Source organism: Fibrobacter sp. UWH6, from assembly GCF_900142465.1.
Taxonomy (GTDB): domain Bacteria; phylum Fibrobacterota; class Fibrobacteria; order Fibrobacterales; family Fibrobacteraceae; genus Fibrobacter.
The window spans coordinates 1-14,738 of sequence record NZ_FRAX01000033.1 but is presented as its reverse complement, the minus strand read 5'-3'; the positions used below and the strand labels follow the sequence as shown (position 1 = coordinate 14,738).

The window sequence follows — 14,738 nt, the reverse complement described above, 5'->3', positions numbered from 1 at the left end:
TGTAGATGTACAGATAGCCTACGAATGGGAATCGGAATCGAGAGAATCATCTAGCAAGGCTGCCTAAATGCTTCCACACATGTTGATGATGCCTCATTAGTTGCTGTATTTTTCAATGTTTGCGCAACCTTGGAATGTTCCAAGTGTAGGAGGTTTTATGCTTTTCTTTGATACAGCATTTGAAAATTTGAAGAATAATCCTGGTGAATTGACTGAGGCGACAATTAGAACGTATCAGTGGAATTTACGAAAGATGCGTGACTTTATGCCGGAGATGGAATGTAATTCCATAGACGAAAAGATGATTCGAGATTTTAAGATTCATCTGCAGGAGAAGGGAAACAAACCGGCGACTGTGACAAAGGCGCTGTCGGTATTTCGGATTTTTGTCAACCGTTTGCGTAAGGAGGGGCTGATCGAAAACGATCCTTTTGTTGGTGTGAAAATCGGCCGAGTCTATACGCGTCGTGGCTTTCTAACGATGCGAGAATTGAAACAACTTTACCTGAACTTTACGGATAATAAGTGCAAATTAACAGAGAAAGAACAAGAGTGTGTTCGGGTGTTTTTGTTCAGTTGTTTTACGGGGCTGCGTTATAGTGATCTGCGTTCGCTTTCTGCAAATGAAATCTATGACTGGAAAATCCGTAAGCAGACCCATAAGACTGGGGAGGAAGTGTATATTCCGATTCCTGTTCAGGCGCGGCTGCTGCTTCCTGCAAAATTAAAGGGTGATGAACCTGTATTCCACGTGGTAGAAAACTGCACCTTCAATCGTAGGCTCCGCAAGGCAGCCAAAAAGTTGGGTTTCCCCAAGTACCTTCATTGCCATTTGGCTCGACATACTTTCGCTACGACTTGTATTTCTTTGGGAATACCGCTGCCGGCTACAAGTAAACTGCTGGGCCACCGCAACTTGGATACGACCTTGATTTACGCGAAATATGTGGATACATTCTTGGATAAGGAAATGAGAAAGTTTAACCGTCTATAGAATGTTGGCCCAAAATACATGTAAAAATACGTTTTTTGGGTAAGTAATGGGTATGATTCTTGCTCAATGAACAATTCCCATGCAGAAAAGCCTAAAAGTGAGTAATTTGGGAGTACTGCTCCCAAATTCCGTAAAATTATATATATTTAAATCATGATTCAACGAGATTTAGCTGATACTCTTAAGCAAATGGCGGCTGTGTATCCTGTGGTAACGGTCATCGGGCCTAGACAGTCTGGTAAGACAACGTTGGCTAAGAACGCGTTTCCTGATTATGCTTATGTCAACTTGGAACGGCAAGAGACGCGTCAATTTGCCAAAGAGGATCCCAAAGGATTCTTTGAATCCAACCCACCACCGTTGATTATTGACGAAGTGCAGCGCTGTCCGGAACTGCTAAGTGAAGTCCAAGTTGTGAGTGATGCTCTTGGAAAGAATGGCATGTTTATTTTGACGGGAAGTCAGCAATTGCCTTTGATGGAAGGGGTAACTCAATCTTTGGCGGGTCGAACGGCTTTGTTGACACTCTTGCCTTTGTCGTTGCGAGAACTTTCTAGAGTTGGCGTAAGTAAGGGGCGTGACGAGGCTTTGTTGTGGGGTGGCATGCCTCGTATTTATGATAATGCCATAGAGCCTGGTATTTATTGCCGTGATTATTTTCGTACCTATGTGGAACGAGATATTCGTTCGTTGATGAAAATCAAGGACTTTGATAAGTTCGAAATTTTCGTGAAATTGTTGGCAGGCCGTGTGGGGCAAATCTTTAATGCGTCTGCATTGGCGGGGGATGTTGGTGTTACCAATAAAACCATTGTTGAGTGGGTAAATTTACTCGAGGTAACCAACATTATTTTTAAACTGCGGCCTTGGTATGGAAATTTGGGGAAACGTCTCGTGAAGTCTCCGAAAATCTATTTTACCGACACAGGTCTTGTTGCTATGTTGCTTGGCATAGAAACCAAAGAACAACTTTCTCGTGACCCATTGGTTGGCAATTTGTTTGAAAACATGGTCGTTCTTGAAATTATGAAGTCTGCGCTAAACAAAAATGCGATGACCGAGTTTTTCTATTTTAGAACTGAGACTGGGCTTGAAGTTGACTTGCTCTTTAAGCAGGGGACTGCCTGGAATGGAGTTGAAATAAAGTCCGCTGCGACCGTTAATTCGGATTTCTTTAAGAATATGGAAAAACTTTCTAAGTTACCAGGTTTTGAAACCTTGAGTAAGCATCTGGTTTATTCTGGCGAGAATATCAAGAGCTATAAGGGAGTTCGTTGTTGGAACTTTAGGGATGCCGGCGATGTGTGCTAAGCAAATCAAGGTATGTCAGGTTCTCCACGGTATTGTGGGTGGTGGCTCGGAGCAGGTGGTTCTGAACTACTGCTCGCGCATGAGTGATATACATTTTGATTTGCTTTATCAGTATGAACCGAACCCGCAGATTTTGGAACGCTTCAATGAGGCTGGAATAAACTGTATCCAGATTCCGGATAAGTTGCATCACCCTATTAAACATTTGTGGTCAATCTTCCGTATTTTTAGGAATGGTCACTACGACGTGGTCCACTCGCATTTGGATTGGTTCTTGAATGCCTATGTGATGTTCTTGGCTTGGTTGGCGAGGATTCCGAAAAGGATCGCTCACCATCACCAGGCGTATGGATGTCATTCCGGCCACCGAGCCGGAATCTCCTTTAAGACATTGTTATTTGCTTTGTTGCGAATCCCGAATAAAATGTTTGCTACTCATTGGCTCGCCTGCGGCAAGGCTGCCGCAGAAAACGGATGGGGTAGGGCTGCCGTTGCAAAGGGCAAAGTGACAATTCTACCCAATGCTATTGATCCGGAACGATTTAAGTTTGATGCTGTTGCACGAAAACAGATTCGCGGGCAATACGGAATTGCTGAAGATGATTTTGTGGTGGGACATGTAGGGAGATTTTTCCCTGAGAAGAATCATCGTTTTATTATAGAACTGTTTGCTGAATTGCAGAAGAAAAATCCCAAGGCAAAACTTCTTCTTGTGGGAAATGGCCCTTTGCAAGATGATGTGAAAACATTGGTACACGAAAAAAGTTTGGATGATTCAGTAATCTTTGCTGGTCTACAGAAGGATACTGTTCCCTTTTATTGTGCATTTGATGTGTTGCTCTTGCCTTCTGTGCGTGAAGCTTTCCCCATGACCCTTGTGGAGGCTCAATATAATGGGCTACAGTGCGTTGTGAGCGATGCTGTTCCTAACGAAGTTGCGATTTCCTCTAGGGTGAAAAAGTTTCCTATAAAAGAAGTTCAGCCTTGGGTGGCTGAACTTGTAAAGAAGAATACTCGGGTTGAAAACGTTGATTGTCGTGTAGATAACGACCGTTTTGATATTAGAAAGTGCTATGAACTTTTGGAACTTATTTATCGTTCTTGATAAAAAGATGTTTTAATTTATATAGATAAGGCAGTATATGGAATCTGTTGTTCAGTAGGTTTATCGCCTTATGCTTCAGAGGACTGTTTTCCCAACTGCCTGCGCAACAATGAGTTGCAAAACGGCCTTTGATTTCGTAGGCATTTTGTCCGATTGTAGTTGTTGGATATAAGACAATATTTTCTTTTAGATTTTGTTTTTCATTGATGTATCGGAATCCAAATTTTTCTGCGCATTGAACTTGTATTACTGGAGCAAGCAAATTATTGTCAAGAATGTCTTTAAGAGACAAAGTCTTGTATTTGTCCAAACATTCTTTGATAAATAAGTGTTTCGGTGTACTTGCTGCAAATGCAGCTTGAATACCACACCCTGGCACTGATTTGGAATTTGTTAAGCGCTGATGGTTTTCATCAATGTTGTTTAAATAAGCTTGAATATCGGCGGGATTAAACTCTATTGCCGAAATGAAGTCTGCAGTGAATAAAGGCTCTAAATTCTTGTGAATAAGAACATCTGAATCAAGGTATATTCCACCTTCATTATATAAGGCGTATAGTCGGATGTAATCTGTTGCGAATGCCCACTTCTTTTGTTCTACAGCTTCTTTGACAATTTTCACCGAAGAAATGTCGAAGTTTTCTGTTGACCATCGCTTGATTTTATAATCAGGCATGTTCATTTCCCAGCTATCAATACACTTCAAAACACCTTTAGGTAAAGGGTCGTTGCTGAGCCAACAGTAATGAATAATCTTGGGGATCATACCATCAAATCAAATTTTTAATTAAAGCTAAAAATTGTTCAGCTTGTTTTTCTGGAGAGTAGTCGTTTTTGTATTTATTCGCGATTAGATTAAGCGATTCTGCACTAGGAGGATTGTCTAGAATGAAATCAATTTTTTTTGCCAGTGCGAACTCGTCGTCTGCGGGCTCGTAATAATTTAACAATCCCTGGGTTGTGTCTGGCAGAGCCTCACAAGTAGAACTTATTACGGGAACCTCGCACATGGCCGCCTCGATGGGCGTGTAGCCGAAACCTTCGTGCAGGGACGGAGTCACAAACAAGGCCGCGTTCTCGTAAACGTAATTTAGTTCCGCTTCTGAAAGATTTTGAAGATGAACGATGTTTTCTTCTAGTTGATGTTGCCTAATTAGTGGGATGATCTCTGTATTCCAGAAGGAAGTTGTCTTTCCGACGACGACAAGTTTGTACTCGCCTTTATAACGGCTTTCGCTATAGGCCTTAATTAGCGTCTGAATATTTTTGTGAGGTTGAAGCGTGTTTACGTAGAGAATGTATTTGCTCGGTAAACCGTCAATTTTTGTAGAACCCTCGCTAAGGGATACACTGTTGTAGATAACCTGGATTTTGTCATTAGAAATGTTCAAGTGCTGTTGAACATCTTTTTTCGTGAAATCAGAAATCGTGACCACAGCCGATGCTTGGCCTGCCAGTTTCTTGTAAAATGCCAAGTTTTTTTTGTTTGTGGCGCTGTTGCCAGTCTTTATTCCCTTTAAGTCGTGGATTACAACAATTTTTTTCTGGGGAATATCTGCGATTGTTCCTCTATCCTGGTCACTTGCAATAAGGACTGCATCGCAATTGATTTTAGAAAGAGTCTTTTTATATGTAGTTTGACTATACCAGTCGCTGGTAAAGGGAACTCTGTAGAGTAAGTAGTTTCGCTTTATTGTATGTACGTTAAAATTAGGGTACCTTTCTTTAAAACGAGCCTCTTGCGATTTATCTACGAGAATTTCGACATAGTCACGCTTTTTACTGTAAAAAGAGTCTGCAAGTCTTTCTATATAAGAAGTCACGCTAGCAAGATAATTCTTGCTGTTGATACTAGACATGTCGATTAGAACTTTCATTGAACAAAAAATAATTTATTTCTATTATTCATTATTAGAAAATGCAGGATTTATTATGCTGAATATCATCTTTGATGCGACTCTGATAACGAATGTTTTTAAGAAAGATGCTGCAAGAAGTGGAATTTTCTTTGTAGCCCAAAATTTACTGGATGAATTGCTATCTAGGAATGATTTGAACGTTAGCTTGTATTTTTCACCTGAGTATTATGCAAATGGAGTTCGTGTTTTTAGGGAATTGTATCCAAATGCAAATTATGCTCAAAATATGTCGTCGTATAAATTGTTGTGCGATGTGAATTTGAAATTCTGGCAAATACATGGAATGCTGTATCACAGAACTCTATTGAGAAAACCCTTTGCCCTCGGTATAGTTTTGACTCAGCGTTTATTGTCTTTTTTGGCGAAACGAAAAATTGATAGATTTAAATTTCAAACGGCAGATGTTTTTTTGTCTCCGGCATATAGAATCCCTGATGTTGTAAGAGAATTTTCTAATATTAGGTCTTTCTTGGTGTTGCATGATACTATTCCATTCAAATTTCCAACATATAATGATATTGGTTGGTCTCATTATTTACGCGAAATTATGAGGACGGGGAGAAAAGGGGATTCATTTTTTTGTGATTCAAAATGTACGCAACGTGATTTTATAGAATTATATCCTTTGGTTACGGAAGGTTCTTCAAAAGTTGTACCTCTTGCTGCAAATGAGAGCTTTTCTGAAAAGAAAGATTCTGTTTTGTTGGCGGGCGTCAAAAAAAAATATGGCATTCCTTACGAAAAAAAATACGTGTTTAGTCTATGCACTCTTGAACCTAGGAAAAATCTGATTCGTGCAATAAAATCTTATGTAAATTTTTGCAAAAAAAATGACATAAGAGATCTAGTTTGGGTTTTGGGTGGAGGTCATTGGGATAACTTTATTGGGAAACTGAAAAGAGAACTTGATTGGTTAGACGATGGTTTGAAAATGATAATTCGTGCAGGATATGTAGATGATGAAGATCTTTCTGTACTGTATAGCAATGCAGAATGGTTTGTATATACTAGTCAGTATGAAGGTTTTGGTCTTCCTCCATTAGAGGCTATGCAATGTGGCTGCCCTGTAATCACCAGCAATAATTCTTCCTTGCCGGAAGTTGTAGGTGATGCAGGAATAATGATTGACTGGGATAGCGATGAACAGCATGTCGCTGCTTATGAGAAATATTATTTCAATGAAAACTTGCGAAAAGAAAATTCAAGAAAAGGATTGGAGCGAGCGAAACTGTTTTCCTGGGAGAAAACTGTGGAGCAAATGGTTCGCGTTATGAAAGAAAATATGAGGACCTAATGGTATGAAAGTTTTGTATGTTCTCGTGAGCGATGATCATGATTTTTACTACGAACAAGCGGTTGCCTCGATTATTTCGTTGAAGCATGTGAAACCAGCTGCCTCTATTTCTTTGCTAGTTGATGATAAAACCGATAAAAACCTTGTTGGTGCTCGAGTTTCTATAAAACAATTTATAGACGAGTATAATGTTGTTGAATTAGATTCTCAAATGAGTCCAATGATTCGTTCACGCTATTTGAAGACGTCTATGCGTGAACATGTAGAGGGAGATTTCCTTTATGTTGATGTTGATACAGTGTGGGCTGAACCTTATGACGAATCTGATTTTATCAAGGATATAATGGCCGTTCCTGATGGCCATATAGAGTTGAAAGAGCATTCTTGTAAAGACTTTATATATGACCAAATAGAAAAGGCTTCTTTTTCTCCACCTGCTAAGTGGTACATAAATAGTGGAGTTCTATTTGTTCGAGACTCCCAATATACTAGACATTTTTTTGCTAAATGGCATGAATATTGGAAAAAATCATGTTTGAATACAGTCTGTATAGATCAACCGGCTTTGAATCAGGTAAATAGTGATTTGGGGAATACTATTTCGTTGTTGCCGGATAGCTATAATAGTCAAATAGGAAGATGCATAAAAACACTAGCTTCTGCTAAAATAATCCATTATTTTTCATCATGGGAGTCTATAGCTTCATTTAAGCCGTCGTACAAATTTTTGAAAAAAGATTTTTTGTTAAAAGTACGCAGCAATCCTTATGATGAAGATTGTTTGAATAGTATATATCATCCTAAAGAGGCCTTTGATGATATAACGTTCATTGTTAATAAAGAGATGACTCAGTTTTGGGAATCTAAGTTATGTGTAGATTTGCTTCGATTGGAACAGTCGGATAATTCCGCTGATGAGAGACTTTTTAAAATTTTGCGGTGGTGTACTAAAAATATTCCCAAATGGTATTATAGAATAATTCCCTATTTATACCCTTTTTATCGAGTCTTTAAACGATGATTGTTTATGGCAATGAACGAAACTTTTTGCAGAAGGTACTTTAAGATAGTTTCGCTATTTCTAGTCGGTTTCTTTGGAAAGGTTCCATAACGAGTCTAATTTATATGTATCTATTTATGTAAAGAACCTTTTTAAGATGGAATTTTTTCGTAATAGCAAAGAACTGGTGTATGACATTATTGCAATAATTAAAGTCATTATGGGTATCGTTGCCAGTGAAGTTTGTGATACCGATGTCCAATTCAAATATTTATCGAAACATTCCAAAAATAAGGCATGAATCAAATAGGCTCCGAAAGTACTTTGTGAAAGAACCGAAATGAATTTATTTGAAAAATTTAGATTGTACCTGAAAAATGTGAATATGGCTAGACTTTGAAATAGTGCAGGAATTGAAAGAAAATTGAAAAATCCTTTGAAAAGAGTGATTCTAAAAAGGCTTTGAGTGAAAGTCGCATACAGAATGAAGCAAAAAGAAATGATCCCTAATGCGTATAAAAACTTTCTGATTTTATTTGAAATACCCTGTGAACTAATCAAGTAGCCCATCACAAAGTAGAGAGTATACCCTGCGGTGAATGTTAAGTGCGTGTTTTGGGCTATTTTGGGGGAGTCTATATAGAATGGGATATGTAGTATGTGTGGGAAAAAGGAAAAAAATAGCCAAGGGCGAAGAAATGATGCAAAGAATGCTAATCCTACAAAATAGATGGCTAAAGTGCTGTCGTGAATTATTTTACGCAAGAATGGGGTGATTGCATAAAGGCCGATAATCATGTACAGAAACCATAAATGAGAATGGCCCTTTATAAAATGATTTAGGTAATCCCAAGGACCGCCATCTACCGCCCATAGCGTGTATATGAACGACCAGAATAATAATGCCGTGAAGATTCTAAAAATATTTTTCTTGTAGATGGTTGCTATTTGAATTTCCTTCTGTGGATTTAGGAAAATTGCTCCAGAAATCATTACAAATGTTGGTACGCACCATAGAAATAAACTTTCGAAAGATATGCCCCAAAACCAATCCAAAGAACCAATTGCATTTGTACAGTATCGGTATGCAACATGGTATCCGCATACTGCAACAAAGCTTGCAATTCGTAGAGTGTCTAGGAATGGAGTGTGGAGTTTCATTTAAGATTCAATATGGTTGAAATTACTTCTTCCATTTTTTCGATTTCGTCATCCGTCAGTTCCGAGAAAAAGTCGCGTCTGCTTTTAGATAGCTTGCCACCATTTTGCTGGACAAACATGATGAACTGGTTTGCCTTTTTGTCTGGCATGTCAACGATTTCGCGCATCTGTTTTCTGATGGAGTCGTATCGCTGCAGGTACGAAAGTTCTGCTTTCCATTCTGTTTGAATCGTGGTCTGTACGACCTTCTGGAATTCCTCGACAATCAAGGTAAAGTCCATGAAACGGTAAAAGTCAGCAGTGTCGTTTGTAACCTTGACTTCACCTGTTTCATTGATGCTGTAATCGATTTTGGGCATTATTCTCGAAGACACAGATTCAAGCATGGAATCGTATGTTCCGGAATTTTTTAGCAGTACTGCGGAAACGGGAAAGATGACCTTGGGTGGAGTGAACGTTTTCCTGGCAAGCACATGGTGCAAAAGGTAGCGGTGCGTTCTGCCGTTTCCATCGTCAAATGGATGCAGGAATACAAAGGCAAAACCGATGATGGCTGCTGATACTACGGCGTCACAATCGGCGCTGCAAAGACTCTGTGCAAATTGAAGATATGCGCCCATCAATTCGGGAATATCTTCCGGCCTTGGCGCTATGTAGTGAACTCGCTCTTCGGTGGGGGAAAGTGTTTCGCCTACATACACTTGATCGTTGCGCCATGTGTTTTGAGCATATCGCTGATCGACAATTTTTTCCTGCACCTTGCAGAGGCTTTCTTGGGAAAGGCAATCCTTTTCAACCTCTTTTAACAGATTGACGAAATCGTCCATTCGCTTTTGGCTTGGCGTTTCACGTTCAATGGCGAAGGATGACTTGGTCTCCTTGATGTACAGGTATTGGACGGCTCGGTAAAGTAGCTCGGGAGAGTATTGAGACAGTAGCTGATCGGATTGTTCCTTCAGGACTTCCGCACGGAATTCCTTTACGGAGGGCGTAAGTCGCACCAGGGGGCAAAAATATCTGTTGCCGGGGAGGTTGTTCAGTATTCTCTGTCGTCTTTCCTTTGCGGAGTTCTTGCTTGGTAATGCGAACTGCACGTCGCCATCCAACAGTTCTACAAACACTCCTGTGGTCACGTCTTCGAGAGGCAATGTTTTGCCTGTAAGGAATTCGTACAGGAACCAAATTCTGCGGCAATATTTTCCGGTTGGCTTTGACTGGACTTCCTTGACGAACTCTGCCTCAGGGACCTTTGCGAAAAACGCCTTTAGAATTTCTAGGTTGACGCCTTCGTATTTCAGGGCGAAATTCAAGTGGTTTTGCCAGGTGTCGTCAAAGGCGTGGCGCCACTTTGGAAAGAAGATTTCTGTTTGACCGTAAGACGTGCGCTCGGATTTTGTCGAGGATTCCGTGAAAAAACAACGGACCAGAGGCTGCGGAACCTCAAGCTCGTACTTTTCAATCAAAAATTGATAACCAGCGCCGTTCATTTTCAAAAATTCTTAATTTCTTTCAAAAATATACTAAATTTTGGTAGATTTTTCAAAAAATATTAATTTTTGTTGGCGCGGAACAGCTTTGATTTTACTGAAGTTTAATTGCTGTAGATGATGAAAATTAGTTCTATTTCAAAAAAATGAGCATGAAGGGATGCCTTCTTCCTATTTTAGCCCTCCGTCGCCGGAATCCTTTGTACTATGGAGATTTTGCAGCGGAATCTCTATTACGAGAATGCAATTTTAAAAGACTCATTTTTTCTGCAATTTCTTTGGACCGAATATTTGCAAGGAGTTCTGGATCAATTTTTAAGGTGGACAATTCTTGATGCAGAATAGGGTTGTATGGTCCCCCGAGATATAAGATTTCTTTGTCTTTTCCGAAAAATGGAGTGATATCTTCCTTCATGTAAATATTGAATGTTACGCCATATAGAGTAATAGTTTGAATAATAACGTTTCCTAGGGAAGCTCTACTTTGTTGATAGCACAAAATAAGATCATCTCTGGGTTCTCCTTTTATAGTGATTTTGTCAGCTGTAATTGGATATGAAAAAAAAGGCAAAGGCTTGTTGTTTAGTAAAAGATCTCTTATTCGCTCTTGATTTTTTGTGCCTAGATAATATTTATCAAAAAAAGATGACTGAGGAATAATACTTAAACGCCAAATAATAGATAATATGGCTTTATGAATTTTGTCAAAGTTGAAGTTGGATGCAAATAATAACGAATTGCTTTCAGGGCTTTTTGAAATCCTATCACTACCATTTTGAATTTCTTTAAGAAATGTTCCAAGTTCTTTTTCGTAGTTACAAAAAATTTCCTCACAATCATCGCAGAGGAGATACGTTTTTATTCCACTTTGTACAAAGCGTAAAGGTGTATTTGAAGTTCCGATAGGTAAAGACCGTCTTATGTTGTCTTGAACGGGAGCATAGGCGAATTTTGGTATAATGTGAGATTCACGCAGTGGTTTGTTTTGTAGGCATAAAGCACAATTACTCATAATTTAAAAATTCCTAATTTTCACGAGTCTGCTCGTAATTTTTTACAAAGCAGTCCTTTGGAATGTGGCAAAAAAATATTTTCTTTGGCATGACTGTTCTTCAATGGAAATATACAATGATGTGTGCGGGGAAGCAATGGGGGCAATAGATGGGTTACTTGCTTGATTTGGCTTCTTCCTGCATCTTTTGCCTTGTGTTATCTAGTTGTTCAATGATGTCTTCTTTGAATTTGCGTAGTGGGTATTGCTTGTCTCCTGCACCGAGGGGGAGACCGAGAATGGTTCGTTTGATTCGTTTTGTATAAATTTTGGCGACTTGATTGACTGTGTCGTCCAATGCTTGGGTGCTTAGTTGTGCATTGACAATGAGCTTGGTTATTTCGTCAATCTTTGGTTTGGAGTAGTTGCGGTAGCGAGTAAGTAGATCTTCAAGCTCGATTTTGTGACAAGAGTACAATTCGTTTAGATGAAAAGCTTCAATGGAGTTGTGAATTTTATCTTTTATTGGAGAATCGTTAACTTTTATGCCGACTGATATCACGTCGTTTAATGAAGTTTTGCTTTTCGGAGTATCTAAAAATTCATCTTGTTTTGGTTCCTTGTAAAAAACATGGAATTTTGCATAGGATTCGCCCTTAGAATTTTTATCCTCAAAAGATTCTGCATATGGGTATAGGGTTGAAATGAAATTATCTTTTGCTATTAATGCCTTTTTTTTCTTTATTTTATCATCCTTTAAATATTTGTTAAATACATTGCTTTTTTGTTGATTACAAAGAGAGCAGGATGGTATAAAATTGTATAGCGAGCAAGATAAATAAGGGTATTCTTCTTTTGGATAGAAATGGTCTATTTGTGGACGTCCATTCCCATCACTTATGGTGAAGATGTACTGACGACCACAATACGGGCAAACATTTGTGTTTAAAGTTTTTGTAAAAGAGTAAGCATTCCAGTTTTTTATTTGAGGAACCTCCGATAAGGCAACTCCGTTAGAAAATGCTTCGTAACCAAAGTATTCAAGCATTATTTGATGAACTGTATGTTTTTGGGGTGATTTCCATCCCCTTTTTTTAATGCTTATCTTGTTATCTTTTTTATTGAGGTATTTTTTTCTAATATCATTATCTTCTGCTATATAGTCTAATAAACTAGAATTGTTTTTTGCTTTTGGTTCATTTTCGGCGAGAATGAGACTATGTAAAGCGTCTTTATTCCAACCGAAAATATCCTCTAAAAAGGAGAAAACATCCCTTTTTCCATTTTTAAGTGGTTTGACTAAAGGAATTTCTTTTTTTTGAACATAATTCCAGAACCATTTCCAATGAAGGGTTTCTATTTCAGTTCTGATTTGGTCATCTATCTCTATTTTAATCATCGTTAGCCTCTATTTCTTCAATAAGGCTTCTGATGACAGGGTCGCCGATAGATTTTAAAATGGCATCAGCTTCTTGATCTGACATGTGGGTCTTCTTTCCCTGTCTTTTGCGGATAAGTTCTTTTAGTTTTTCTTCTGCAAATTCACCAATAGTCTTTTCCATAAAGAAAGAACTGTACATCATGTCGCCGATATTCTGTGCGAAAGTTGGCTTCCTGCGTTTTTCTTCAATAGCACATCCATCTTCAAGATATAAAATATTTTCTGTGGGAATGTCGGAAAGAATGAACGGAGAATGAGTAATTATAAAGATGTTGTATGAATTGTTATTACCTGTTTCCAAATCCACTAGTAGGTCAATTATTTTTTTTATAAATACCCTTTGCATTTCTGGATGCATGCATATTTCAACTTCGTCAAAAACTAAATTGAAATTGTTGTATTTGGGTCGACCACTTTTATTTGAAATTGATACCAAGTTCATTAAGTGATATGCATGTATAGAGAATGTTTGTAAAAACTGGACTTCTCCTGAACTCATTTGATTGTATGGAATCTCTATTGGATTTCCCATTTCATCTGTTATAATGTTTTCGTTTTTGTCAATTTTATTTAAATATAATTCCCAATCAAAAAGCGCTGGAGGAAGACAGTCGTCATAAATTTGAGGGGATAAATAATCATCGGCTGTTTGCGGACGATGTTCTATAGGCTCTTCGTCAGTTTTACCATCTGCATTATAGAAAACGGATTTTTCATTAAAATATTGAGTAAAATTCTTTTTGGTTATTTTTTTTAGGTACGTTCCTTTGGCTAAACATAGAAAGTTGACTAGTCGCCTTATTTTTTTTGTTATATGAGAAGGATCCTTTAGCACAAATTGTAGCAAGTCGTTAATTTGAGATGCGGCTCCTTCAATTTGAACAAAATTTTCACCATAGTGAAGATTGAGAACCTCTTTAAAGTCCTTGTAAGCGTCATATTTTTTTGTTATTTTATAAAGTTTCAGTTTAATGTAGGCTACACAGTAACAAAAATTTTCGAATTTTTCGTAATCGTTTAATTTGATTTCTTCAGTTTGGAGATTAGGTAGTTTAAAGATATTCTGGATTGCGAGCCCGAAATCATCATTGGTTTTGCGTAAAAAATCAAGGATAAGGCTCTCTTTCGGAATTGGACGAGGGTTGTTTATGTTTTCGAATTCTCGTAGGAAGTCGTCTAAGTAATATTGGAATTTTTTTGCATTAAGTTTTATTTCTAGGTGACTAAATTTGTATGGTCTAAAAAAATATCGTTTGGGAATGTCTATCGTGTCTATGGAAATGAATAATGATGCAACTCGTTCTTTTGATAATTTGAATTCATTTGATAAATTGATGTTTCCATTATGACGATAAGGGTTTAAAACTAGAGATCTTATATAGCCGTCATTTTTGTGGAAAATAGGTGAAATCCAGCTGTGCGGATATGCTGCTTTGCAGTCGTGATCTATAAATTCCTTCTTTTGTTCTATCCGATTTATATCGTCTTTATCGGCATAAAAATAAATTTGTCTCTTGTAATTGTCATCTACAAAAGACTGCATTGAATAGTTTGAAACGATTGTGTAAAAGAAGTTATCTACAATGCTGGATATTTCGGAATCGTTGAATCTTTGCTTTGCTAAAGGTTTTTCATTGCCAATATTGTCAAGAGTAGCTTCAAATATGGTTGTGTTTTCTGTTTTATCTTGTAATTCAACTAGAGCATAACGACTTTTTAACTCGTATGAATTTTTGTTTAATTGAAAATAAAGCTTAAGAAATAAGCCTGGAACATAATATAACTCATCTGCACCGGGTCTTTCTCTTTTATGTCCTCTTTCAAACATGTAGCAGAAATTATTAATGGCCATGTACATCAGGTCCATTAGGGTACTTTTACCGCTACCATTTTTCCCTACGATGGCTTGGATGTTGATGTTCTTTTTGAAGAAATTGTCTCCCGAATTCTATTTGCAAATGCATAATCCGAGCGGAATCTGAAGGATGCAAAAAAGGCCCCCAGATGGGAGCCAGCTAGGATAACTAAATTGCAA

Annotated in this window: 12 protein-coding genes; 5 read left to right on the top strand and 7 right to left on the bottom strand. The window is 38.0% G+C overall.

The window, feature by feature from the left end; translation table 11 throughout:
• Positions 1-157 precede the first annotated feature (157 nt).
• From BUB73_RS16160 to BUB73_RS16150, 3 genes are all read left to right on the top strand, one after another.
• The gene (locus BUB73_RS16160) at positions 158-994 is read left to right on the top strand and encodes a tyrosine-type recombinase/integrase (RefSeq protein ID WP_073287453.1); all 837 of its coding nucleotides are present in this window, start codon (positions 158-160) and stop codon (positions 992-994) included.
• 153 nt (positions 995-1,147) lie between these two features.
• Entirely contained in the window at positions 1,148-2,305 is a 1,158-nt protein-coding gene (locus BUB73_RS16155; RefSeq protein WP_073287450.1) for an ATP-binding protein, read from the top strand.
• The gene (locus BUB73_RS16150; RefSeq protein ID WP_170932362.1) at positions 2,295-3,410 is read left to right on the top strand and encodes a glycosyltransferase; all 1,116 of its coding nucleotides are present in this window, start codon (positions 2,295-2,297) and stop codon (positions 3,408-3,410) included. Before BUB73_RS16155 ends, BUB73_RS16150 begins: the two co-directional genes overlap by 11 nt.
• Here BUB73_RS16150 and BUB73_RS16145 read toward each other — a convergent pair.
• Both BUB73_RS16145 and BUB73_RS16140 read right to left on the bottom strand, forming a co-directional pair.
• Positions 3,394-4,176, bottom strand: a complete 783-nt coding sequence (locus tag BUB73_RS16145) for a glycosyltransferase family 32 protein (protein WP_073287444.1) — start codon at positions 4,174-4,176, stop codon at positions 3,394-3,396. The two genes, BUB73_RS16150 and BUB73_RS16145, sit on opposite strands and share 17 nt — an antisense overlap.
• A gap of 4 nt (positions 4,177-4,180) precedes the next feature.
• Positions 4,181-5,269: a glycosyltransferase gene (locus BUB73_RS16140; RefSeq protein ID WP_175552227.1), complete on the bottom strand. Its 1,089-nt coding sequence runs from the start codon at positions 5,267-5,269 to the stop codon at positions 4,181-4,183.
• On the opposite strand from BUB73_RS16140, the gene BUB73_RS16135 reads away from it, so the two are divergent.
• Positions 5,268-6,623: a glycosyltransferase family 4 protein gene (locus BUB73_RS16135; RefSeq protein WP_073287438.1), complete on the top strand. Its 1,356-nt coding sequence runs from the start codon at positions 5,268-5,270 to the stop codon at positions 6,621-6,623. The genes BUB73_RS16140 and BUB73_RS16135 overlap by 2 nt on opposite strands.
• A gap of 4 nt (positions 6,624-6,627) precedes the next feature.
• Positions 6,628-7,644 carry a putative nucleotide-diphospho-sugar transferase gene (locus BUB73_RS16130; protein WP_073287435.1) on the top strand — a complete coding sequence of 339 codons (1,017 nt, stop codon included), beginning with the start codon at positions 6,628-6,630 and terminating at the stop codon, positions 7,642-7,644.
• 114 nt (positions 7,645-7,758) lie between these two features.
• Here the strand turns inward: BUB73_RS16130 and BUB73_RS18085 are convergent, their stop codons facing one another.
• The 5 genes from BUB73_RS18085 to BUB73_RS16105 form a co-directional block, all read right to left on the bottom strand.
• On the bottom strand, positions 7,759-8,784 hold the full coding sequence (locus tag BUB73_RS18085; RefSeq protein WP_073287432.1) for an acyltransferase: 1,026 nt from the start codon (positions 8,782-8,784) through the stop codon (positions 7,759-7,761).
• Positions 8,781-10,271 (bottom strand): Fic family protein, encoded by a 1,491-nt coding sequence (locus BUB73_RS16120; RefSeq protein WP_073287429.1) that lies wholly within the window; start codon positions 10,269-10,271, stop codon positions 8,781-8,783. Before BUB73_RS16120 ends, BUB73_RS18085 begins: the two co-directional genes overlap by 4 nt.
• A gap of 205 nt (positions 10,272-10,476) precedes the next feature.
• Positions 10,477-11,283 (bottom strand): hypothetical protein, encoded by an 807-nt coding sequence (locus BUB73_RS16115; protein ID WP_073287426.1) that lies wholly within the window; start codon positions 11,281-11,283, stop codon positions 10,477-10,479.
• Between the two features lie 154 nt (positions 11,284-11,437).
• Positions 11,438-12,661 (bottom strand): HNH endonuclease family protein, encoded by a 1,224-nt coding sequence (locus BUB73_RS16110; protein WP_073287423.1) that lies wholly within the window; start codon positions 12,659-12,661, stop codon positions 11,438-11,440.
• Positions 12,654-14,570, bottom strand: a complete 1,917-nt coding sequence (locus BUB73_RS16105; RefSeq protein ID WP_073287420.1) for an AAA family ATPase — start codon at positions 14,568-14,570, stop codon at positions 12,654-12,656. Before BUB73_RS16105 ends, BUB73_RS16110 begins: the two co-directional genes overlap by 8 nt.
• Positions 14,571-14,738 lie beyond the last annotated feature (168 nt).